The 22996-nt window shown below is 44.1% G+C and carries 22 protein-coding genes; 17 read left to right on the forward strand and 5 right to left on the reverse strand.

What is annotated here, in order from left to right; translation table 11 throughout:
• Positions 1 to 29: 29 nt before the first annotated feature.
• Positions 30 to 602 (forward strand): translation initiation factor IF-3, encoded by a 573-nt coding sequence (infC, locus tag V7Q13_RS03635; protein ID WP_333799316.1) that lies wholly within the window; start codon positions 30 to 32, stop codon positions 600 to 602.
• A 54-nt stretch (positions 603 to 656) separates the two neighbouring features.
• On the opposite strand, the gene V7Q13_RS03640 is transcribed toward infC, so the two are convergent.
• Positions 657 to 1052 (reverse strand): hypothetical protein, encoded by a 396-nt coding sequence (locus V7Q13_RS03640; RefSeq protein ID WP_333799317.1) that lies wholly within the window; start codon positions 1050 to 1052, stop codon positions 657 to 659.
• A gap of 281 nt (positions 1053 to 1333) precedes the next feature.
• On the opposite strand from V7Q13_RS03640, the gene rpmI reads away from it, so the two are divergent.
• From rpmI to V7Q13_RS03660, 4 genes are all read left to right on the forward strand, one after another.
• Positions 1334 to 1531 carry a 50S ribosomal protein L35 gene (gene rpmI, locus V7Q13_RS03645; RefSeq protein WP_157478567.1) on the forward strand — a complete coding sequence of 66 codons (198 nt, stop codon included), beginning with the start codon at positions 1334 to 1336 and terminating at the stop codon, positions 1529 to 1531.
• A gap of 53 nt (positions 1532 to 1584) precedes the next feature.
• Positions 1585 to 1929, forward strand: coding sequence for a 50S ribosomal protein L20 (gene rplT, locus V7Q13_RS03650; protein WP_157478568.1), 345 nt, complete (start codon positions 1585 to 1587; stop codon positions 1927 to 1929).
• A gap of 133 nt (positions 1930 to 2062) precedes the next feature.
• Entirely contained in the window at positions 2063 to 3493 is a 1431-nt protein-coding gene (locus V7Q13_RS03655) for an arginine decarboxylase (RefSeq protein ID WP_333799318.1), read from the forward strand.
• A gap of 66 nt (positions 3494 to 3559) precedes the next feature.
• Entirely contained in the window at positions 3560 to 4030 is a 471-nt protein-coding gene (locus tag V7Q13_RS03660; RefSeq protein ID WP_333799319.1) for a nuclear transport factor 2 family protein, read from the forward strand.
• Here the strand turns inward: V7Q13_RS03660 and V7Q13_RS03665 are convergent.
• Positions 4027 to 5313: a hypothetical protein gene (locus V7Q13_RS03665; RefSeq protein ID WP_333799320.1), complete on the reverse strand. Its 1287-nt coding sequence runs from the start codon at positions 5311 to 5313 to the stop codon at positions 4027 to 4029. The two genes, V7Q13_RS03660 and V7Q13_RS03665, sit on opposite strands and share 4 nt — an antisense overlap.
• 202 nt (positions 5314 to 5515) lie before the next feature.
• The gene (locus tag V7Q13_RS03670; RefSeq protein ID WP_333799321.1) at positions 5516 to 5953 is read right to left on the reverse strand and encodes an Hsp20/alpha crystallin family protein; all 438 of its coding nucleotides are present in this window, start codon (positions 5951 to 5953) and stop codon (positions 5516 to 5518) included.
• A 273-nt stretch (positions 5954 to 6226) separates the two neighbouring features.
• Between V7Q13_RS03670 and V7Q13_RS03675 the strand changes: the two genes are divergently transcribed.
• The 7 genes from V7Q13_RS03675 (at position 6227) to tpiA (ending at position 13782) form a co-directional block, all read left to right on the forward strand.
• Complete coding sequence (locus V7Q13_RS03675; protein WP_333799322.1) at positions 6227 to 6640, forward strand: BrxA/BrxB family bacilliredoxin; 414 nt, start codon at positions 6227 to 6229, stop codon at positions 6638 to 6640.
• Positions 6641 to 6740: 100 nt separating this feature from the next.
• Positions 6741 to 8033 (forward strand): prolipoprotein diacylglyceryl transferase, encoded by a 1293-nt coding sequence (locus V7Q13_RS03680; RefSeq protein WP_333799323.1) that lies wholly within the window; start codon positions 6741 to 6743, stop codon positions 8031 to 8033.
• 189 nt (positions 8034 to 8222) lie between these two features.
• Positions 8223 to 10682, forward strand: coding sequence for a TonB-dependent receptor domain-containing protein (locus V7Q13_RS03685; RefSeq protein ID WP_333799324.1), 2460 nt, complete (start codon positions 8223 to 8225; stop codon positions 10680 to 10682).
• A gap of 109 nt (positions 10683 to 10791) precedes the next feature.
• Positions 10792 to 11283, forward strand: a complete 492-nt coding sequence (locus tag V7Q13_RS03690) for a YajQ family cyclic di-GMP-binding protein (RefSeq protein WP_333799325.1) — start codon at positions 10792 to 10794, stop codon at positions 11281 to 11283.
• Between the two features lie 122 nt (positions 11284 to 11405).
• Positions 11406 to 11654 (forward strand): type B 50S ribosomal protein L31, encoded by a 249-nt coding sequence (locus V7Q13_RS03695; RefSeq protein ID WP_157478577.1) that lies wholly within the window; start codon positions 11406 to 11408, stop codon positions 11652 to 11654.
• A gap of 131 nt (positions 11655 to 11785) precedes the next feature.
• A complete protein-coding gene (locus V7Q13_RS03700) occupies positions 11786 to 12931 on the forward strand; it encodes a putative sugar nucleotidyl transferase (protein ID WP_333799326.1) in 1146 nt (381 codons plus the stop codon).
• Between the two features lie 83 nt (positions 12932 to 13014).
• Positions 13015 to 13782 carry a triose-phosphate isomerase gene (gene tpiA, locus V7Q13_RS03705; RefSeq protein ID WP_333799327.1) on the forward strand — a complete coding sequence of 256 codons (768 nt, stop codon included), beginning with the start codon at positions 13015 to 13017 and terminating at the stop codon, positions 13780 to 13782.
• 77 nt (positions 13783 to 13859) lie between these two features.
• Here tpiA and V7Q13_RS03710 read toward each other — a convergent pair whose 3' ends face one another.
• Entirely contained in the window at positions 13860 to 14870 is a 1011-nt protein-coding gene (locus V7Q13_RS03710) for an L-threonylcarbamoyladenylate synthase (RefSeq protein WP_333799328.1), read from the reverse strand.
• 112 nt (positions 14871 to 14982) lie between these two features.
• Here V7Q13_RS03710 and V7Q13_RS03715 point away from each other — a divergent pair, with 112 nt between their 5' ends.
• The 5 genes from V7Q13_RS03715 to V7Q13_RS03735 all read left to right on the forward strand — a co-directional run bounded on the left by V7Q13_RS03715 (position 14983) and on the right by V7Q13_RS03735 (position 21947).
• Positions 14983 to 16158, forward strand: a complete 1176-nt coding sequence (locus V7Q13_RS03715) for a glycosyltransferase family 4 protein (RefSeq protein WP_333799329.1) — start codon at positions 14983 to 14985, stop codon at positions 16156 to 16158.
• A gap of 124 nt (positions 16159 to 16282) precedes the next feature.
• Positions 16283 to 18889 carry a DNA gyrase subunit A gene (gene gyrA, locus V7Q13_RS03720; RefSeq protein WP_333799330.1) on the forward strand — a complete coding sequence of 869 codons (2607 nt, stop codon included), beginning with the start codon at positions 16283 to 16285 and terminating at the stop codon, positions 18887 to 18889.
• A gap of 35 nt (positions 18890 to 18924) precedes the next feature.
• Positions 18925 to 20268, forward strand: coding sequence for a hypothetical protein (locus tag V7Q13_RS03725; RefSeq protein WP_333799331.1), 1344 nt, complete (start codon positions 18925 to 18927; stop codon positions 20266 to 20268).
• Positions 20269 to 20568: 300 nt separating this feature from the next.
• Positions 20569 to 21456 (forward strand): isoaspartyl peptidase/L-asparaginase family protein, encoded by an 888-nt coding sequence (locus V7Q13_RS03730; protein WP_333799332.1) that lies wholly within the window; start codon positions 20569 to 20571, stop codon positions 21454 to 21456.
• Between the two features lie 65 nt (positions 21457 to 21521).
• A complete protein-coding gene (locus V7Q13_RS03735; RefSeq protein WP_333799333.1) occupies positions 21522 to 21947 on the forward strand; it encodes a hypothetical protein in 426 nt (141 codons plus the stop codon).
• 20 nt (positions 21948 to 21967) lie between these two features.
• Here the strand turns inward: V7Q13_RS03735 and V7Q13_RS03740 are convergent, their stop codons facing one another.
• Entirely contained in the window at positions 21968 to 22957 is a 990-nt protein-coding gene (locus tag V7Q13_RS03740) for a PorP/SprF family type IX secretion system membrane protein (protein ID WP_333799334.1), read from the reverse strand.
• Positions 22958 to 22996 lie beyond the last annotated feature (39 nt).

The raw sequence follows: 22996 nt of genomic DNA on the forward strand, positions 1-22996 counted from the left end.
CATCCGCATTATTAAATTAAAACAGTTTAATGGCATTTCCCCCAAAAGACAGACGCGGTTTTAATCCTCGTTTCAGGCAGCCGGAGCCTGAGCATCGTATCAACGATAGAATCCGGGTTGCTCAGGTTCGCCTCGTAGGAGATAACGTTGAGCCAGGTGTGTACACCACACAGGATGCGCTGAAGATTGCTCAAGCACAAGAATTGGACCTCGTAGAAATTTCACCCAACGCCGATCCGCCGGTGGTAAAAGTGATTGACTACAAGAAATTCTTGTATGAGAAGAAAAAGAAGGAAAAGGAAATGAAAGCCAATTCCAAGCAAAGCGAAGTGAAAGAAATTCGTTTTACGCCTGGTACCGACGATCATGACTTTGACTTTAAATCCAAACACGCCGAAAAGTTTTTGAAAGATGGCAACAAAGTGAAATGCTATGTGCAGTTCCGCGGTCGTGCCATTATGTTTCAGGACAGAGGTCAGGTGTTGCTGCTGAAATTTGCAGAAAGACTGGCTGAAGTAGGCGCATTGGAAGGCATGCCCAAAATGGAAGGCAAACGCATGATTGCCATGTTTGCACCTAAAGGCACCAAGAAAAAAGCATAATCCGCTACATAACTCAAAAGCCCCTGCATGCACTATGCCGGGGCTTTTGTTGTTTTATTCCAGTGGAATTTTAACCATGGCTTCGTAGCGGTTTTGAAACTGATGCACCGTCATGGGGTAGTTGATATGGCTTTTTTCTTCCCGGTACCACATCAAAAAATCGGTAAACAATTTGGTAGGCCCGACCAGTACCCTGAATGCGCCATGTTTGAATTTCATGTTGCCGCTTTCCATCACTTCTTTTTCGAAGCCGAAGCGCAGCAACTGCTCTTCCGACAAGGGGATGCTTTCAATTTCCGGAATGCTGTACCAGTTGGTTTGCACACCGGTGGTTACTTCTACCTGCCCACCATCATCGGAGTTAATGTGGTGAACAACACCCTCCATCCAGGTATCTTCGTTGCGTACCATTACATAGTTTCCGTGTTTCAGTTCGTTGAAATGAATCATATGGCAATGTTTTCTCCTAAGCTACAAATTGGAATTGGCAGATACAAGCCCATGATTGCGCCTGTTATCAGGATATACAAAAGGCATATTGGAATAGCGAACCCTCATTTGATACATTTTTGACAACTCAATTTGATAGAGATGTATTTTTTAAGCTAAAAGCGCCTACTTTTGCGGCCCGATTGGTGAAAATCAATTGAAGCATTGCCCAAATGGCTCCATAAGAGAGACGGGAGGTCCGGATCCGCCAGTAGGGTGTAACAGCAAAAGTTTATATAACCATGCCAAAGGTTAAAACCAACTCAAGTGCCAAAAAACGTTTCAAATTGACAGGCACAGGTGAAATCACATTTCAAAAGAGCTTTAAGAGGCACATCCTCACCAAAAAATCAACCAAGCGTAAGCGTAACCTCGCCAAGAAAGGTGTAGTAGCTCCGGCCAACACACATTTCGTAAAGCGTCTGTTGGGTCTTAAGTAAGACCGGCCGATTCTGGTAGATTTCATTTCATCAACTATTAAATTTCTTTTGATATGCCTCGTTCAAAAAATGCTGTTGCCAGCCGTGCCCGTCGTAAAAGAGTACTCGACCAGGCCAAAGGCTTTTATGGCAAGCGTAAAAACGTATATACCGTTGCCAAGAATATTGTAGAAAAAGGTTTGACTTACAGTTATGTTGGTCGCAAACTCAAGAAGCGTGAATACCGTGCTTTGTGGATTGCCCGTATCAACGCTGCCGTACGTGAAGAAGGTTTGACCTATAGCGTATTCATGCACAAGCTGGCTGAAAAGGGTATTACCCTCGACCGCAAAGTGCTGGCCGACCTGGCTATGAATGAGCCTGCTTCATTCAAGAAGCTGGTTGAATCAGTGAAGTAAGCATTGACATCATTGCAACAATAACGTAACCGGAAAGGGATCAGCATCCATTTCCGGTTATTTTTTTGCATCCGCAATACCGCTGTAGAATAGTACTTTTGTCTGCCTCTTAAAAAACCACGCTTTCCGCAAAATGAACAGACGCATAGCCGACCTGGTGCAGAATACCTACACCGACCTCGTTCATCAGACTTTCGATTTTCCTCAGAAAGATTTTAATGTAGAAAATGGCTACCTCAAATTCAACGGCGTTGATTTGAAGTACCTGATTGAAAAATATGGCACGCCTTTAAAAATTAGTTACCTGCCCAAAATTGGCAGCCAGATCAAGCAGGCAAAAGACATGTTTGCCAATGCCATTAAAAAGCATAAATACGAAGGACAGTACTACTATTGCTACTGCACCAAGAGTAGTCATTTCAGCTTTGTAGTAGAAGAAGCGCTGAAGCATGGCATTCATCTCGAAACCTCTTTTGCTTACGATATAGAGATCATCAACAAGCTGTACGAAAAGCGTAAGATTACAAAAGACATCCACATCATTTGTAACGGGTATAAGCAAAAATCGTATACCAGCCGCATAGCCAAATTGCTGAATACCGGATTCAAAAATGTGGTGCCCATCCTCGACAACAAAGATGAATTGCTGGCTTACAAAAAGTCGGTAAAAGTGCCGTTTAAACTGGGTATTCGGGTAGCTGCAGAAGAAGAACCAACTTTTCCTTTTTACACCAGCCGCTTGGGCATTCGGGCGAAAGATATACTGGAATTTTACGTAGACAACATTGAAGGTTACGAAGACAAGTTTCAGCTCAAAATGCTCCACATCTTTTTGAACAAGGGTATTAAAGATGATATATACTACTGGAGCGAACTGAACAAAGTAGTGAACCTCTATTGCCAGTTGAAGAAGATTTGTCCAGAGCTGGATTCCATCAATATTGGTGGCGGTTTCCCTATCAAGCACAGCCTTGGTTTTGACTACGACTACCAATTTATGATCAATGAAATTGTAGGCGTCATCAAATCTGCTTGTAAAAAAGCGAAGGTTCCCATGCCCAACATTTTCACTGAGTTTGGTAGCTATACCGTGGGTGAAAGCATGGCACACATATACAGTGTAATAGGTGAGAAAGTGCAGAACGACCGTGAGTGCTGGTACATGATTGATTCATCTTTCATTACCACCTTGCCCGATACATGGGGCATAGGTGAGAAGTTCTTAATGCTACCCATTAACAAATGGGAAAACCCATACCAGCGGGTGGTGTTGGGTGGCATTACTTGCGATAGCCACGATTACTACGATTCGGAAGAACACATCAACGAAGTGTTTTTGCCGAAGCTCAATGGTGAGAGTGCAGAGCCACTGTATGTTGGTTTCTTCCATACAGGTGCTTATCAGGATCAGATTAGCGGATATGGTGGCATCAAGCACTGCATGATACCATCGCCCAAACATGTGATTTTGGAGCACGACAAAAATGGTAAACTCATAGATTGGGTGTATGCCAAAGAACAAACAGCACAAAGCATGCTCAAGCTGTTGGGCTACATTAAATAAAGAATTTTACAATCGGCCTTCGTGCCGCTTTTTTTATACCTACTTTTCTTAATCAAAAAAGTAGATATGAAACATTGGAATTTGGCAACTACTGTTATAATTGTTGCAAGCTTAAGTTGGCATGCCGGGTTGGCTCAAACCACAGCAGAAGAAAAAGCTGTTGCGGGTGTCATCAACAACATGTTTGATGCCATGCGACAGGCTGATTCAGCTGGCATAATGCAGGCTTTTGCTTCCAATGCCCATATAGAAACCATTACTAAAACCAAACAACAAACCGACACAGTAAGAGGAAATACGGTTGCACAATTTGCTTCATCCATTACCAAACAAAAAGCCGGTGCACTTGATGAACGCATTTCCATTGGTGCCATTCATATTGATGGTAATATGGCTACCGTCTGGACGCCCTATCAGTTTTATTTCAATGGCCAGATTAGCCATTGCGGTGTCAATTCTTTTCAACTCGTAAAACTCAATGGCGAGTGGAAAATTCAATACATTATTGATACCCGTCGTAAAGACAATTGTCTTTAGTTGACCTTGAGTTTATATTTCTTGTTCACTTTTGGATCGGTAAAGAATTTTTCTACATCTTCTTGTGTGAGGTTGTTATCAAACTCAACTAAAGGAAGATCAACCAACTGAAGTCGTGCAGCCTTGAGTTCATCCTGCATCTTTTTAATTTTGGCTTGAACGCTTACATCCCTATTGCCAACAATGGCATTCTCACTTACCAGATACTCCAAACGCTTAGCTACAGAACGAACCTGTGTAGCCGTGTTTTGTTCCTGTACTTTATTGGGCGACACGGCTTCTTTTACCGGCACCAGCGTGAGCCCTACACTGGGTAATATTTTACCAAAATTCTTTGCGCCGGCCGATTCGCCAGCTGTGCTAAGGGCAGTACCGGCCAGTGCAGTGCTCGAACTGGTAATATCAAAACCTGTTCTTGTAGATTTTGTTTTTTTGATATTTCTGCTCAATACATAAAAGGTAAGTTTCAGTTGTGCTATATAAGCAGACACTTCATTGCTTACCTTTTTGTGGAGCATGTTTTGTGTAGGATAATCTATACCCGGCCGGATAAAGATTTTTACTTCCGCAGTATCTCTGTTGTAAAATTTATCTGCGCCAACAAAACGAAGCGTCAACGTTTTTTGACGGGCCGTGTCATTGTCACGAATAAAATCATAAGGCACCATCCATTCAAATTCATCATCACACTTTCTTACAGAAGTGTAATTAGCAATAGGAATGTTGGTGTACATGGTTATGTGCTCTGTAGGGAATGTTCCTTCATCGCATTGTATTCGAAATTTTACTGAATCGCCTTCTTCCAGCGTCAGGTTATTGCTGATAGTTGGCTTTAATCTCGAAGCAACAATTTCTGTACTATAAAAAACGATGGTGCAAAATGTATCTACTTTTTCCTGAGGATTAATCAGGGACTGCACACCCATTTCTACTTTGTACTGTACATCATATTTGAGCTTGCCACTTTTGAAATACGATTTTTCAGCTCTGAAATACAATTGCCCGGTGTTCTTTTCAAGCTTTACACCTACAGGCGCATTTTTCAAATACCAGTAATAATTTTTTGCAGGCTTGTTTATCTCGAACCCGTATTGTAAAACAGAATCAACATGCAGCGTGAAATACGGATTCATATTAATGATGCGCAACTTGATGGCATCCAGTGAATCCTGATAGCTGATAACGGTATCAGCCTTATGCTCAATATGGGTGCTATCCTGGGCCTTGGCAACGGTGGTACACATACCAGCAATGAGGAGGCTCAACAGTACTTTTAATTTCATAGCTAATACTTTCATTTGCGTACTAATAATGAAGTCTGTTTCTGAATTATTTTATCAATTACCGGTTTGCAAAAATTGCAACTGTATGATAACGAAACTTGTGTAGCGAAAGTACGCAGTAAAAACAAAAGCCCCTCCGAAGAATCGGAGAGGCTGTTAAAAACCAACTGCTATAAGTGCATGCTTGTGCACACAACCAATGTTATAAAATGGGAATTTGCTTCTGAGCTGGCTGTACAACGGCTTTTTTGGGTAAGAGCACCTTTAAAATCCCATCTTCATATTTTGCCTGAATCTTTTCTGTATCCACCTTATCATCAAGAAAAAAGGAGCGGCTAAAATCAGCAAGCGAAAACTCTTTACGGGAATAGGTAATTTCTTGAGCCTGGCCGGATTCCGGAGTTTTGTAACTGATGGTCAGGTTACCTTCTTCTACCTGCAAGGAAAAAAGTGTTTTGTTTCTGCCCGGTGCCAGCAGTTCCATGTGATAAGCGTCGGCAGTTTCTGCAATGTTTACCGGCACTAAGGTTTGTTGCGGCTGCAACTGTCCAAAACTGCGTTCCATATCGGCCAACAGGCTGTTGAATACACCATTAAAACGGTTACCGTAAGGGCGGTTAATGAATTTTGTCTGTGTCATATGCTTTTCGTTTTTTGTTTGAATTGTTTAATCAAACCGTATCAAAGCCTGTTCCAGCGTCTTTTTAGTACTCCATTTGTCAGAAAAAGATAGAATTCCATTTCAACTTAAGGACAAAATGGCGCTTCTGGTTTTTAAAAGAAGTCATAATGGCGCAAATGGGATGTCTTTTCGATTTCAGCAATTATCACATTAGGATTGAAACTCGAGGCACAATGAATGCAACATTGCCGCAACTTTGCACATTATTTATTCGCATAAACTTTTCGCATTATGTACCCAGCAGAGATAGTAGAGCCCATGAAGGCCGAGTTAACAGAATATGGTTTTGAAGAGTTGTTGACCCCCGCTGCCGTAGACGAGCAAATGAAAAAAACGGGAACCACACTGGTAATGATCAACAGCGTATGTGGTTGTAGCGCCGGTAGTGCCCGCCCTGGTGTGCTAATGGCCGTGCACAACGCCAGCAAAAAGCCTGATTTCCTTACCACTTCTTTCGCTGGTTTCGACCGCGAAGCAGTAGCACAGGTTCGTCAGTATTTGCTGCCTTATCCTCCGTCATCACCTGCCATTGCTTTGTTGAAAGATGGCCAGGTAGTGCACATGCTGGAGCGTCATCAAATTGAAGGTCGCCCGGCACAAGTCATTGCCAGCAACCTTATCAGTGCGTTTGAGCAACACTGCTAATCAAACTATTGAACGCTTTGTATAAAAAGACCTTTCCGTTTCGGCGGGAAGGTTTTTATTTGCTACTCACTCAGGCATTGTCTGTAAAAAGCCACGTTGCATGTACCCAAATTTGTATTTTTTCCTCAAGGAAGTTTTTGGTGTAGAAATTCAATTTTTCAAACTCATCAATACGTTTGGTTTTCTGGTAGCACTGGCTTTTTTGAGTGCCGCATGGGCATTGACAACAGAACTCAAACGTCGTCAGCAAGCGGGTTGGCTGGGTTTTACCGAAACACAAATAACCGTGGGTGACGGGGCTCCCATGAGTGATATTATCTGGAATGCTTTCTTCGGTTTTATCATTGGGTTCAAATTCATTGGCTTCTTTACTGATAAAGAAATTGCACTGGCCGATCCGCAGGCCTTTCTACTGAGTGGAATGGGCAACCTGCCTGCCGGTATTTTGGCAGCCATTGCTTTTGCCGGATGGCGCTGGTACATTGGCAATAAAACCAAACTGAGCAAACCCGAAAAACGCAGCATCCGTATTTGGCCCAGCGACAGAGTAGGCGATATGATTGTATTGGCAGCGGTGTTTGGTTTTGGTGGTGCCAAACTCTTTCACAACTTCGAAAACTGGGAAGAGTTGGTGGCCGATCCTGTAAATGCGCTGTTGTCTTTCAGCGGCCTTACCTTTTATGGTGGTTTGATTTGTGCCGGTGCCGCTATTGTGTGGTATGCCCGCAAACACAAAATCAACCTCTGGCATTTGGTCGATTCATTTGGTCCGGCTCTGATGCTTGCCTATGCCGTAGGCCGTATTGGTTGCCAGGTAGCCGGCGACGGCGACTGGGGCGTGGCCAACAGTGCCTATGTAGCCGACGAGCAGGGCAAAGCTGTTTTAGCCAGCAGTCCCAAGCAATGGAATGACAGTGCCACTGTACATCTCAACTATTTTAAAAGAGCACAGCATGGTGTGAAGGAAGTGAATACGACTGCCGATATTTTGCACAGCAGCTATGTGGCACCTTCTTTTTTACCCACCTGGATGGTAGCTTATACTTATCCGAACAATGTACTGAGCGAAGGCATACCAGTACCCGGCTATGAAGGCCAGTGGAGCAACCGCTTGCCACTCCCGGTTTTTCCAACTCCATTCTATGAAACTGTAATGGGGCTGTTGCTTTTTGCAGGACTGTGGTTCTTGCGTTCCCGCATCTTGGCGCCGGGCGTTTTATTTGGCGTGTACCTCATTATGAATGGTACCGAACGTTTCCTCATTGAAAAAATCAGGGTAAACACCACCAACGAGCTGCTGGGTTTTCATCCATCGCAGGCCGAACTCATTGCCTTAGCCCTCATTTTGGTGGGAGTGGGCGTTATCCTTTATAAGCGGAAAGCCAAAGCGTAACCTTCTATTTACTGCATCCGTCTCACCTGCATTCCGGGTGAAACTCACTAAAAGAGCCCCGAAATGGGCTCTTTCCGTTTGTACCTGTATTTAGCCAGTTATCTTGTTTTCTATTGTACTAAGCAATACAAGGTACCAATCTTTGCCCAATCAATTTCATCAGATCAAACGAACCAAAAACAACACACCATGAAACCATTATCCTCACTGCTTGGTATCGCATTTTCAACATTGCTGGCTACAGGCCTGCAGGCGCAAACCACCACAAAAGGCGGACTTAAAGGACAGGTACAATCGGGGGGCAAGGGCGTAGACGCCGCCACAGTAGCATTATTAAAAACTAAAGATTCATCGCTGGTAAAGCTCAGTGTGAGCAATTCGGCAGGCCAATACGAACTAGAACAAATTTTGGCTGGTCAGTATTTGTTACGCATTTCTGCCGTAGGGTATCAGCCATCATTTACAAAAGCAACCATTGTAGCCGGAGAAACCAAGGATGCTGGAACCACAGAACTGGAAGCAGCCGCAGGAAAGTTGCAAGATGTAGTGGTAACGGTAAAAAAACCATTGGTGGAGCAAAAGCTTGACCGCACAGTGGTGAACATAGAGGGCCAGGCCAGCAATGCAGGTATCACAGCATTGGAGGTGTTGGAAAAATCGCCCGGCATCACAGTAGACAAAGACGGCAACATTAGCCTGAAAGGCAAGGCCGGCGTAATGGTATTGATTGATGGAAAACCCACTTACATGAGTGGCACCGATTTGGCCAACTACCTGCGCAACCTGCCCAGCAACCAATTGGAATTGTTAGAAATCATGACCAATCCTCCCGCTAAATACGATGCTGCCGGCAATGCTGGTATCATCAATATCAAAACCAAAAAGAACAAGGCGAAAGGTTTCAATGGTTCATTTACGGTAGGGGGTGGCCAGGGCGTTTACACCAAGCTGAACAACAGCCTGAACCTGAACTATCGCAATAACAAATGGAACTTGTTTGGCAATTATTCATCTTATTACAACAGGAATTTTCAGGAGCTGGAATTGCAGCGGGTGTTCCGCAACCAAACTACTCAACAAGTAGTAAGCAATTTTGAACAAGTGAGCAACATGCGCCGCAAAAACATGGGCCACAACGCCAAGCTGGGTTTCGATTATTATGCCAGTAAAAAAACAACGGTGGGTGTTACGCTGACTGGTTTCAGCAATAAAAGCAACAATGGCAATACCAACAGCACCCTCATTATGGATCCGGCCAACAGCCTCACTTCCAGAACAGAAGCCAACAACAGTATTGAAATGCGCTTTAAAAACTGGGGCGCCAATGCCAACGTTCGTCACCAGTTTGACAGCACCGGACGTGAGCTGACTGCCGATGTGGATGTACTGCAATACCGTAACAAAAATGATCAGCATTTTGCCAACTACTTTTTTGATAAAGACGGCAGCAAGCTGCAGGAAGATGAATACCTGCGTGGCGATTTGCCATCCACCATCAACATTTACAGTGCCAAGGTTGATTATACGCATCCGTTGAAAGGCAAGGCTCGTTTTGAAGCAGGTGTAAAAACCAGCATTGTAAAAACCGATAACGATGCCCGTTATACCGAATTTGACCATAGCACGGGCAACTGGATTATTGATACCGACCGCAGCAATCATTTCATTTATACTGAAAACATCAATGCGGCTTACGTAAACCTGTCGAAAGAGTTCAGTAAAAAATGGAGTGGCCAGTTGGGATTGCGGGCAGAAAACACCAATGCCAAAGGCGATCAGTTAACTTCTTCACTCGACTTTACCCGTTCGTACACACAGTTATTTCCTACGGCATATGTTCAATATGCAGCCAATGAAAAACACAGCTTTGTGTTGAACTATGGCCGCCGCATTGAACGCCCCGACTACGAAGACATGAACCCGTTCATTTACTTCCTTGATAAATACACATATCAAACAGGCAACCCTAATCTGACACCACAGTTTGCCCACAACATCGAACTGTCGCACAGCTTCAAAGGCTTTCTTAACACGACGCTCAATTACACCCGCACCACGGATATGATGTCGGAAGTGTTTCGCCAGGATGATGCCACCAATACCACATTCGTTACCAAAGACAATGTGGCCAACAGTCGCCAGATTGGTGTAAGCATCAACGCAGGTGTGCCCGTAACCAAGTGGTGGAGAACCAATGTGTATGTGAATGCCTTTCACAACAAGTTTAGCGGTGAAATAAACGGTGGCTATCTCGAACTAGATATGAACGGTTGGATGACCAACATTCAAAACCAGTTTACTTTCAAAAAGGGTTGGGGTGGCGAAATCAGTGGTTTTTACCGCAGCCGTATGCTCGAAGGCGTATTGACTGCTCAGTCGATGGGCGTTATCAATTTTGCCGTAACCAAAAAAATGATGAAAGACAAAGGTCAATTGCGCCTCAACTTCCGTGATCCATTCGATCTGCAGTATTTCCGTGGTACCGTAAAATACCAGAACATTGATTTACGCATCAAAAACCAGTGGGACAATCAGGTACTCAACATTAGCTTCACCTACCGTTTTGGTAAGCCGGTAAAAGGACCATCACCCCGCAAAAACGGTGGTGCAGGCGACGAACAAAACCGGGTAAAATCTGGCGGTAACTAAGCACATTTACATTTTGAGATTCTTACAGCAGGCAGGGCGGTTTTCCGTTCTGCCTGTTCGTTTCAGCAGGGTAGAAGACTATCTTTGCCCTCCAATAAAAGAAAACGATATGCCCAGTTTTGATATAGTAAGCAAGGTAGACGGCCAAACGCTGGATAACGCCGTAAACGTAACCCGTAAAGAAATCACCAACCGCTTCGATTTTAAAGGCAGCCATGTGGTGATGGAATTGGACAAAAAGACGTTTGTACTTTCGCTGGAAGCGGATAGCGATATGAAAATGGAGCAAATGATTGATGTACTCATTAGCCGCAGCATTAAGCAGGGGCTCGACGGCCAGGCATTCGACCTGACCAAAGAAGGCTACCAAAGCGGAAAGGTTTGGAAAAAAGAAGTGCCCGTACGCAATGGCCTGAAACAGGAAGACGCCAAGAAAATTGTGAAAATGATTAAGGACAGCGGTGCCAAAGTACAGGCAGCCATTATGGACGATATCATTCGGGTAACAGGAAAAAAAATTGACGACCTGCAGGATGTGATTGCCAAATGCCGTGGCGGCAACTTTGGCATTCCGCTTCAATTCGTGAATATGAAGAGCTAAATTGCTGATACTCAGCAATTACAAATTTCTTGAAAAAGGTTTGCGCATTTCAATCTGATTGGCCTACTTTTGCCGACCATTAACCAACCCGGTCGCTGTCGGGTTGTAAAACAAAACATACTATGAAACAAGACATTCATCCTAAGAGCTACCGCTTCGTTGTTTTCAAAGACATGAGTAATGGCACTGCTTTTCTGAGCCGCTCTACTGCTGCCAGCAAAGAAACCATTACCTGGGAAGATGGTAACGAATACCCCCTGATTAAATTGGAAATTTCAAACACCAGCCACCCTTTCTACACTGGTAAAAACGTGTTGGTGGATACCGCTGGTCGTATTGATAAGTTCAAGAAGAAATACGCCAAGAAGTAATTTTTACGAACCATACTACCTGTTTAAAAACTCCTGCCTTTGGCGGGAGTTTTTATTTTTATACATCTGCCAAACAGCTGAAAAGAGTGACCGCTATTGGTAGTATATTGGCCCGCATTTCGCTAGTATTCATGATAGTTGTATACGATACCGCCCACAGTCGCCGACAGTTGTACCCCTTGTCTCTTACAAGGCCAATTGCCGATTTGCTGGTGGGTACAACTACGCTGGCCAACTGGTGGGCTATGCTGAGCAAACAACCAATAGCCACTGTATCAGAAAAGCATTTGACAGTGGCGCTGCCATCCGCAGCTATCTATCATTGCATTGATGCAACAGTGTTGCCCGATGCTGAATTGTGTGCTGCTATTTTACAAATGCAGCCCGGCGAAGTATTGGAAGATGCAACTGGTATTATAGCTTTTTGCACCGCACAGGCCCCAGTGTTTGGGCAAATGCCTGTTTGGTCATCGGGCAAAACACTGGAGGTAACAGCAAAGCGTTTTGACCATGCCACCACGTTGGTGCAACTTAACCCAACATTCATACAGCAAACAGTTAATGCGCCCAACTTGCTATTGGCGAATGATTTTTTCCGTCAGCAAAACACTGTATTTGGCGACGCATTGTATATAGCACCAACCGCCCGTATGCAGGCTTGTATCATCAATACTACCGATGGACCGGTGATGATCGACGATTATGCATTGGTGATGGAAGGTTGCATTATTCGCGGCCCGGTGTACATTGGCAAAGGCACGGTGGTAAAAGCCGGAGCGAAAATTTACGGTGGCACCAGCATTGGCCAACGCTGTACCGTTGGTGGCGAAATCAAACAGTCGATCATTCATAACTACAGCAACAAAGCCCACGATGGATATTTGGGGGATAGTTACATTGGCGAATGGTGCAATCTGGGCGCCGGCACCAGCAACAGCAATATCAAAAACACGGCTGGTGAGGTGAAAGTGTGGCAGCAAGCCTTACAAGGGTATATACCAGTAGGGGTAAAAGCAGGCACCATCATGGGCGACTATTCCAGAACCGCCATTAATACCAGCATCAATACCGGATGTTGCATCGGAGTGTGCTGCAGTTTACATGATGCTGGTATGGCGAGTGGTCATGTTCCCTCTTTCAGCTGGGGCCAGCATGAAAAGTATCAGCTCGAAAAAGCACTGGAACATATCCGCAATTGGAAGCAATTGAAAGGGCAGGAGCTAACCGAACAGGAAGCGCAAACGTTGTCGAATGTTTTCAATCACCATTCTGCTTGATAAATGTCAGCCTTTCCATTCCTCATTCACATGTAATTTCAACAACGAAAATCAATTCAATCAACAACCCATATTTTTCACAAATGAGAAAGTTTATTGCAGCCGCCAACTGGAAAATGAATTGCACCAAAGAGCAGGCTAAAACATTAGTAGAAGATTTACTCGCTATTTCACATACCTTCGACAAGCGTCATTTGGTAGTACTGGCAGTGCCTTATCCATACCTCATTATGGTGAAAGATTTGGTGGGCCAAAACAACGACTACTTTACTGTAGCCGCACAAAACGTACACCACAAAGACCATGGTGCTTACACTGGAGAAATTTCTGCAGCTATGCTGGCATCTATTGGTGTGGAGTATGTAGTGATTGGCCACAGCGAACGCCGTGAACAATTTGGCGAATCAAATGAAGTACTGGCACAAAAAGTAAACATCGCCTTGGAATACGGGCTGAAGCCAATCTTCTGCTGCGGTGAGCCTCTCGAAGTGCGGGAGGCTGGTACGCAAAATGAATACGTGAAAAAGCAACTCCAGGAAAGTTTGTTTCATTTGAGCACTGAGCAAATGAAAAATGTAGTGATTGCTTATGAACCCATTTGGGCTATCGGTACGGGCAAAACTGCCAGTATCGAACAAGCACAAGACATGCATTTCCATCTGCGGGCCATGCTCATTAAGCAATACGATGAAAACGTGGCCAATTCTGTTTCCATCTTGTACGGTGGCAGCGTAAAAGCCGACAATGCAGAAGCACTGTTCAACTGTCCATCTGTGGATGGTGGTTTAGTGGGTGGTGCAAGCCTCATTGCCGCCGATTTCGAAAAAATTATTGAAGGACTGAAGCGATAATCACAACAACAACCAACATACAAAAGCTAGTTACGCAAGTAGCTGGCTTTGTTTTTTTATGGTGCATGAAGATTTCATCAATGCAAAACCGATGCACGTTGCAAACGATCGTTTATGGCTTGCCCGATTCCTTCATTCGGAAAAGGTTCTACCAAAATGGCTTCTGCACCCATATTGTCTGCATTTCGCATGCTGGCAAAAAGCTTACTGGCTACTTCATCAATACGACAATCGTTCGATAGTGAAACAACTTGCAATAAGATAGTTGTGCCCTGAAAATGATAAGATGCAGCAATCGATTCCTCACTTCCCCAACCCATGATGATTACCTTTTTACCAGCAGCCATTGCCGATGTATCTGTTGCATTACCCAAATACAAAGGTGTATGGGTTGCATAGTGGGTTTTTAGCATACCTGGCGCCACCGGATGATCTTCGGCATGAGTTTTCAGCACAGGTGTAACGCCAGCTATTCTGGCTATGTCTTCCACACTCACTTTGCCCGTTCTGCGGATAATGAGTTGCCCGTCTTCTTCATCCACAATGGTACTTTCTACACCTACGGTGCAAGTGCCTCCATCTAATATGTAAGGAATTCTTCCCTGCAAGCCTTCGTATACATGGGCGGCAGTTACCGGGCTTACATACCCAAAACGGTTGGCGCTGGGTGCCACCAAAGGAAAATCGAGTTGTTTCAACAGGGCTTGTGTAATGGGATGTGCCGGAATACGTACCGCAACTTTTGAGCTGCCGGCCGTTACCACATCACTCACCAAGGCCGGATTTTTATCCAATAAAAAAGTAATTGGGCCGGGGCTGAAAGTATTCATCAGCAACTCCATGACTGATGAAATGCCGAGCACATACTTCTTAACTGCATCAATATCCGGCACGTGAAGAATCAAAGGATTGAAACGTGGACGGTCTTTGGCCAGAAAAATTTTTAAAACGGATTCTTCCTTCAATGCATTGCCCGCCAAACCATACACAGTTTCGGTAGGTATTGCTACCAACTCACTTTGGCGAAGCCAATCTGCAGCAATAGCAAGGTCGTTGCCAATAGATGTTTGAAATATTCCGGTATTCATGCGGGGCAAAGGTGGCATAATCCTTTGGCTCTGCAAATTCAGAAAACACAGGTTTTAATATGCTTCAGCAAGTGATGAAAGCCAAGGCATAAATAGCATTACTTTTGAAAAAATGAGCACTGAGGCACCTTATCTGTTGTGGATTTGTAGTTGGTATCCAAATACACTGGAACCCTTGACAGGAGATTTTTTACAACGGCATGCAAGGGCAGTAGCGCAGCAAATTCCGGTGCATGTTTGGGCTTTCGTTCATGATGCCAAAGGGCAAATCACTACATCCGTTTCGGTAGAAAAACGTTTCATCGAGAATGTCCGGGAAACGGTTGTTTATTTTCACATTCCTCCATCAGGTATTCGTGTGATTGACAAGTGGCGGATGCTGCAAAAAATGCATCAACTTGTAAAGATGCAAAGCCGGCAACAAGAGCAGGAGTTTGGTAAGCCACAGCTCATTCATGCACATATTGCTGTGTATGCTGCTTTGCTGGCACACAAATTGGCCAATCACTGGCAATTGCCTTTTTTTATATCGGAGCAGTGGACCGAATATTTGAAAGAAGCCACCCCGAACTTTCAACAAGCCAATGCTTATGTACGCTTTAAATGGCTGCAGGCCATGCGGGGTGCCAAAGGCATTTCCGCCGTCTCCGTTTACCTGGCCGAACGATTGAAGGAGCTCTCCGGTAAGAATGTGGTTCGCATTCCAAACGTAGTAGATACTGCCATTTTTAACCCGTCACTCATCAACAGCCAAGCCAATCAACTCATACATGTATCTACTTTTTCGCCGCAAAAACAACCCGAATTCATCATCGAGGCATTTGCCGAGGTGGTTCATCAATATCCGGATGGCGTGTTAGTAATGGTTGGGCCTGAGAGAAAAGACCTTAAAGAACTGGCTCAACAACTGGGTTGCATTCACCGGATTATTTGGAGGGTAGAAATGCCCCAATCGGAACTGGTACATGAAATAGCCCGTAGTAAAGCATTGATTCTCTATTCGGCTTTCGAAACTTTTGGCTGTGTAGTAATTGAAGCTTTGGCAGTGGGTGTACCCGTAATAGGCTCCGATATTCCACCCATGAAAGAGTTGCTGCTGCAACCGGAGCAAGGCTGGATTGTAGCCAACCGCAATACTACCGCATTAGCTACTGCAATGCTGTCGGCTTTCAACACCGAACATTCTGCCTTCAGGCACCAACTTTCTGACAAAACAACCGCAGAATTTTCTTACAAAAACGTTGCGCAGGCTTTTATTGATTTCTATGGTATGAACATCACACCATAAACAAATGATAAATAGCTGATTTTCAACGTACTTATACAAGGTTAAAATGTGGGTAAAATAAGCCTGTAAGCCCCATGAAATAAGGCCTGTTTCCGGTACATTTGTCACCCTTGTAAACACACTTATGGAAGAACAGCAATTGCCTCAGGAAACAAACGATTTCAACAGGATAATTCAGATCAATATTGAGGAGCAAATGAAGACAGCCTATATCGATTATTCGATGTCGGTTATTGTCGGTCGTGCTCTGCCAGATGTACGCGACGGCTTGAAACCCGTTCACCGCAGGGTGCTCTATGCCATGAATGAATTGGGCCTCGATTATGGCAAACCATTCAAGAAAAGTGCCCGTATTGTGGGTGAAGTGATGGGTAAATATCACCCTCATGGCGACTCGTCTATTTACGATACCATGGTGCGTATGGCTCAGGACTGGAGCATGCGGTACACCCTTGTAGATGGCCAAGGTAACTTCGGCAACCAGGATGGTGACCCACCGGCTGCCATGCGTTATACCGAAGCCCGCTTGCAGAAGCTTTCTGAAAGCATGCTGGTAGATATTGAAAAAGAAACCGTTGATTATCAGCTCAATTTCGATGACAGCCTGGAAGAACCCACTGTACTGCCTACCAGAATACCACAACTGCTGGTAAATGGTGCCAGTGGTATTGCTGTGGGTATGGCTACCAACATGCTGCCCCACAACCTGGGCGAAGTTGTTGATGGTTGTATTGCCTACATCGAAAACAAAGAGATTACAGCTGAAGAGCTCATCAAATATGTAAAAGCACCTGACTTTCCAACTGGCGGTGTAATACATGGTTTTGAAGGGGTAAAGCAGGGCTTGCTCACTGGTCGTGGCAGGGTAGTGCTTCGTGGCAAAGCCACTGTAGAATCCGACGAAAAAGGGAAAGACAAAATCATCATCACCCAGGTTCCTTATCAGGTAAACCGGGATACGCTGACGGATAAAATTGGTCAGTTGGTGAATGAAAAAATTATTGAAGGCATTTCAAATGTAAACAATGAAAGTAACCTGAGAGAAGGTACCCGTTTGGTGCTCGACTTAAAGAGGGATGCTGTACCTCAGGTAATAATCAATCAGTTATACAAATTAACTGAACTACAAACTTCATACGGCATCAATAACGTTGCCTTGGTAAAAGGCCGTCCACGTACCCTCAATCTTCGTGATCTTATTAGTGAGTTTGTAGCGTTTCGCCACGAAGTTGTGATACGCCGTACCCGCTACGAACTTAAAAAAGCTGAAGAGAGAGCCCACATTTTACAAGGCTACCTTATTGCGCTGGATCATCTCGATGAAGTGATACGCCTCATCAGGGAGTCTGCTACTCCAGAAATTGCCCGTGAAGGCCTGATGACCAACTTCGGCATGAGTGAGATTCAGGCAAGGGCGGTATTGGATCTCCGTTTGCAACGCCTTACCGGCATGGAGCGGGATAAGATTAAAGCCGAGTTTGAAGAAATCATGAAGCTCATTGACCACCTGAAAACGGTGCTCGATAATGAAGACATGCGTTTTGCTATCATCAAGCAGGAATTGTTGGAGGTAAAAGAAAAATTTGGCGATCCTCGCCGCACCGAAATACAATACCTGGCCGATGAAATTTCTATAGCTGACCTAATTGAACAGGAAGATGTGGTGGTTACCATTTCTAATCTGGGTTACATTAAACGCACCAGCTCCAGTGAATTCCGGCAGCAACGCAGGGGAGGACGTGGAGCCCGTGGCAGCCGTACCCGTCAGGAAGATTGGATTGAGCACATGTTTGTAGCCAATACTCACCACACATTGTTGTTCTTTACCGAAAAAGGAAGACTGTACTGGTTAAAAGTGTATGAAATACCTGAAGGCGACAAAAACAGCAAAGGCAGGGCCATACAGAATTTGATGCAAATGCCTGGGGATGACAAGGTTAGAGCTATTATTGATATCGCTAATTTAGATGATAAAGAGTTTGTTCAACAGCATTACATCGTTTTGTGTACCAAAAAAGGTGTTATTAAGAAAACATCTCTCGAAGATTTTAGCAGACCAAGATCTACCGGGGTTAATGCCATTACTATTGTAGAAGGTGATCAGCTATTGGAAGCAAAACTTACTGATGGTAACAGCGAAATAATGATGGCGTTACAGTCTGGCCGGGCCATTCGTTTTCCGGAAGAAAAAGTTCGCCCAACCGGCCGTGGAGCCATTGGTGTGGGTGGCATAGAGGTTGATGATGCTAACGACTCAGTTGTAGGTATGCTTTGTGTGAAAAAGGAAGACCTCGAAAACCGGATGATTTTAGTGGTTAGCCAGAAAGGTTTTGGAAAGAAAACGCCGATTGACGAGTACCGCATTACTAACCGCGGCGGTAAAGGTGTTAAAACCATCAGTATTACCGAAAAAACTGGTAACCTGGTGGGTATCTTAACCGTATCAGACGAGGAAGATTTGATGATTACCTGCAAGAGCGGCATCACTATCCGAACCGGAGTGGACAGCATTCGTGAAGCGGGAAGAGCTACACAGGGTGTAAAACTCATTAGGATTGAGGACGATGACGAAATAGCCGCTATCACACAAATGGCGAAAGAAGAGGAGGAAGATGAACTATTGAGTACAGAAGAAGGAGCCACAACCACTGAAGCTGATGCTGCACCTGCAGATGATGCGCAGCCAGATGCACCCACTGACACAGAAGCATCCACCGAAGAAGATCAATAATCTATTCTAATACATTGTAAACCAATACATCGATCATGAAAAAAGTTGCATTGAGTCTTGCTTTGACAGGACTAATTTCATCGGTTGCACTGGCGCAATTTGATGAAGTAAAAACATCGCTGGCCATACAGCAGTACAAAAAGGCCAAAGAGCAATTAGACCAGTTGCTTACCAAGCCAAAAAATGCTGCCAAGCCAGAAGCTTATATCCTGAAAGCGACTGTTGTAGCTTATCTGATGAATGATCCGGCAAACGAAGCTACCGCAACGCAGCTGCGCAGCGAAAGCATCGAAGCCTATAAAAAGTACCTGGAAATGGATCCTGCCAAATCTTTGGTTGTAGACCCCACATATGCAAATGCACCCATTGGCTATTACTCCAGTTTCTTCAACGAAGGCATTAAAGGCTATAATAAGAAGGATTGGACAGGAGCCTCTGCAAGTTTTAAAAACACAGTGGAGTGGAGCGATTTCATTATTGCCAATAAACTGGCCAAGATGGAATTTGATACAACAGCAAACTTACTGGCCGGGGCAGCTTTTCAAAATGCCAAGCAGGACGATGCAGCCGTTCCGTATTTCACCCGTTTGACAGACAAAAAGATTGGAGGCGATGATAATGAGTTCGTTTATCAGTTCCTTATGGGCTATTACTTTAAAAAAGATGATGCAGCAGGTTTTGAAAAATACAAAGCACTCGGTAAAGAGCTCTATCCAAAAAGTGAGTACTTCACTTTCGAGGAAATAGATTTTATCATGTCTTTGGAAGATGAAGCGGAGAAAACAAAACGTATTGAAGCTAAAATTGCCAAAGAGCCAAGCAATCTGGAATTGCTGCAGAACTATGGATTTATCTTGTTTGACAAGTTAAATGCTGAGGATGTTTCTGGCATATCTAACTATGCTGAAATGGAGCAAAAAATGATTAACTATCTCAGCCAGGCTGGCGATAAAAAGCCCGATGATGGAAAACCATTTTACTATTTGGGCAATCATTTTATCAATAAAGCAGTGAAGGTGAATGCAGATATCAGCAAGGTTTCTGACGACATTCGCAAAGCAAATTCTACAGCCAAGCCTGATAAAACAGGAAAATTGCCTCCGCCACCAAAAGAGCTCACAGACAAGCGTGACGCCTTGAAAAAAACATACAACGATGAAGTTGACAAAGGCTTGCCGTACTTATTGAAATCTGCCGAGGCTTATGGTAAGCATACCGATTTGAAAGGAATGGAGTTGCAGAACTACAAGCGACTGGTAGACCAGCTTATCTTAATTTATGGAGACAAAAAAGCAGCCACCAAAGTTCCTGCAGACAAAGCCAAGTTTGAAGCAGAAGAAAAGAAGTGGAATGCGGTGTACACCAAAATAGCACACTAAGCATATTTGAATAAAGGCCACATTAGAGTGGCTTTTATTCAAATATGACACTTAACATAATATTAATTATAAGTATAATAATGAAATATTTTACTTTACACTTTTACACAAACCCAGCTACTTAGCTATATTGAAACCTTACTTTCACATTTGAGAAAACTAATACCAACTCATTAAGACTTCACAACCATGAGACGTAGGAAATTCGTTCAATTAGCTTCATTATTACCCACAGGTGTTCTGTTGAATAATTCAAATGTTCAAGCAAAACCAATTGATGCAGATAACGAAATAAATCCTGTGGTAATAAGCACATGGGCTCCCAACGTAAAAGCAAATGCTGCTGCGTGGCAAGTGCTGGTTAAGGGCGGTACAGCATTGGATGCGGTTCACCAGGGCGTTATGGTTCCAGAAGCTGATCCGAATGACCAAAGCGTTGGCTATGGTGGTTTACCCGATCGTGACGGCCGGGTAACGCTGGATGCCTGTATCATGGATCATCAGTACAATATAGGGTCGGTTATGTATCTTGAGCATATCAAACATGCCATAACAGTTGCCCGATTGGTAATGGAAAAGACGCCGCATGTTCAGTTGGTAGGTGAAGGCGCTTTGCGCCTGGCGCTGGAAAATGGTATGAAAAAGGAAAATCTGCTCACCGAAGCGAGTGAAAAAGCATGGAAAGAATGGCTGAAAACCTCACAGTACAGTCCCATGACAACAGTAGAAAACCTGCTGGAACGAATTAAAAACAATCACGACACTATTGGCATGCTGGCCTTAGATAAGCACGGCAATCTTAGTGGCGCTTGCACCACCAGCGGCATGGCGTATAAAATGCAGGGGCGTGTTGGCGATTCTCCTATTATTGGTGCAGGGCTTTTTGTTGATAATGAAGTGGGTGCGGCTACTGCAACTGGCGTTGGCGAAGAAGTGGTGAGAATTTGTGGTAGCCATACCGTGGTAGAATACATGCGGCACGGCTACTCGCCTGCCGAAGCCTGCAAACAAGCAGTGAAGCGTTTGATAAAAGCCCGAGGAGAAGCCACTGCCAGAAAATTGCAAATTGGCTTTATAGCCATGAATAAGAAAGGCGAAACGGGTTGCTATTCACTCACAGGAAGTTTCACTATGGCTTTGAGAAATGTAGCTGGAGAAAAAGTAATTGACGCCCCTTCCCTGTTGTAAATCATTTAATGTGCAAACAATAAATGATTTGTAGTAATTTTCTATTTAAAGAAAACACACACGAGATGCGCAACAAAACCAGCATACATTTAGCTGTAATGGCCTTGCTAATACTTGGTCAGTATAGTTGTAAAAAAGCTATACAGTCAGTTCAAGAAGACTTCGTAGTCAACTTGATTACCAATAACTTATGGACGGTTACCTTATATAGTGAGAACGGTACAAATCAGACAGGTTTATTTGCCGGATATGATTTTAAATTCAACAAAGACCTCACTGTTTACGGTCAATTGGTTGGCCAGGCCGATGCTGCCGGCACATGGCGGGGCGATGCATCTGCCATGACCATTACTTCTGCTTTTCCTAACGGACCAGCACCGTTACAAAAATTAACCGGCATCTGGAATATCACCAGAACCACGCTCAGTTCGGTGAAATCTACCCGAACTGAAAACGGTGTAACGTATTTACTGGATCTCCAGAAAAAATAAACGGGAGCCCTTTATGAATGCTACCACAAGTTTCTGGGGCATAAATCACCCCACTTATTGCCTAGCATAAAGCCAACTACAATCTCATGGGTGCCTTTTGTAAAGTTTTGTAATGGAGAAGTAGTATAGTCGTAGGCATAGCCAATGTTCATTACATTGGAAATATTCACTCCGGCCATAGCACTCAAGCCATCTTTTAAACGGTAGCCGGCACCTAACCAAACCCGGTCACGATACTGAGCTTTTACATTAAGGTCAACACCAAGCGGCAATGGATTTACATACCGGAGAACTGCAGATGGAATAATGCTGATATCTTCATTGGCATACAATTTATAACCGGCAGTTACAAACAAATGCGGGTAAGATTTGGTGCTGGTTGTAAGTGTATTGCCCGAAAATTCGAGGCCCTGATTCATGATTTGCTGTGCAGAAATGCCTGCAAAAAAATCAGCACTATACAACCACAAACCCGCATTTACATCCGGACGCATTTTATTGAGGTATCCGCTTGAAGCCACGGCGGGGTCAATAGGATTATCGAATAATAATTTAGATGTATTGAGTGCATTATTGGTAAGCCCGACACTAATACCGCCAGACAAACTTGTTCTTGGGCCAATGCCCAAATGATAAGCATATGTACCATACACAGAAAACCGATTGAGTGGCCCGGTTTTGTCATTAATCATCGTAAATCCCCATCCGTGATGCGGTTGAGCCGAAGTGTAAGATTCCCAATACGCTTGCCCTCTCGGGTTTTCTCCTTCTGGTACAAAAGTTGTCGGGTTGGTTCGAGTATCTTCTTTTCCAATAGACCCGTGTATCGTTACATAGGTTGTTACCGGTGCATCGAGTATCCCCACCCATTGGTGGCGATGACTAATTTTTATATCTGTATAATTTTCTATACCAGCTACTGCAGGGTTGATGATATAATTATTGAGGATATATTGCGTATAATGTGGTCGCTGCTGCCCTCGGCCCGCCACCCACAGTAGCATCATCATGCTGCATGCTGCAAAAAATCTCATTCCTGTTAGCTTATT

The organism is Phnomibacter sp., from assembly GCF_036803085.1.
Classification (GTDB): Bacteria; Bacteroidota; Bacteroidia; order Chitinophagales; family Chitinophagaceae; genus Phnomibacter.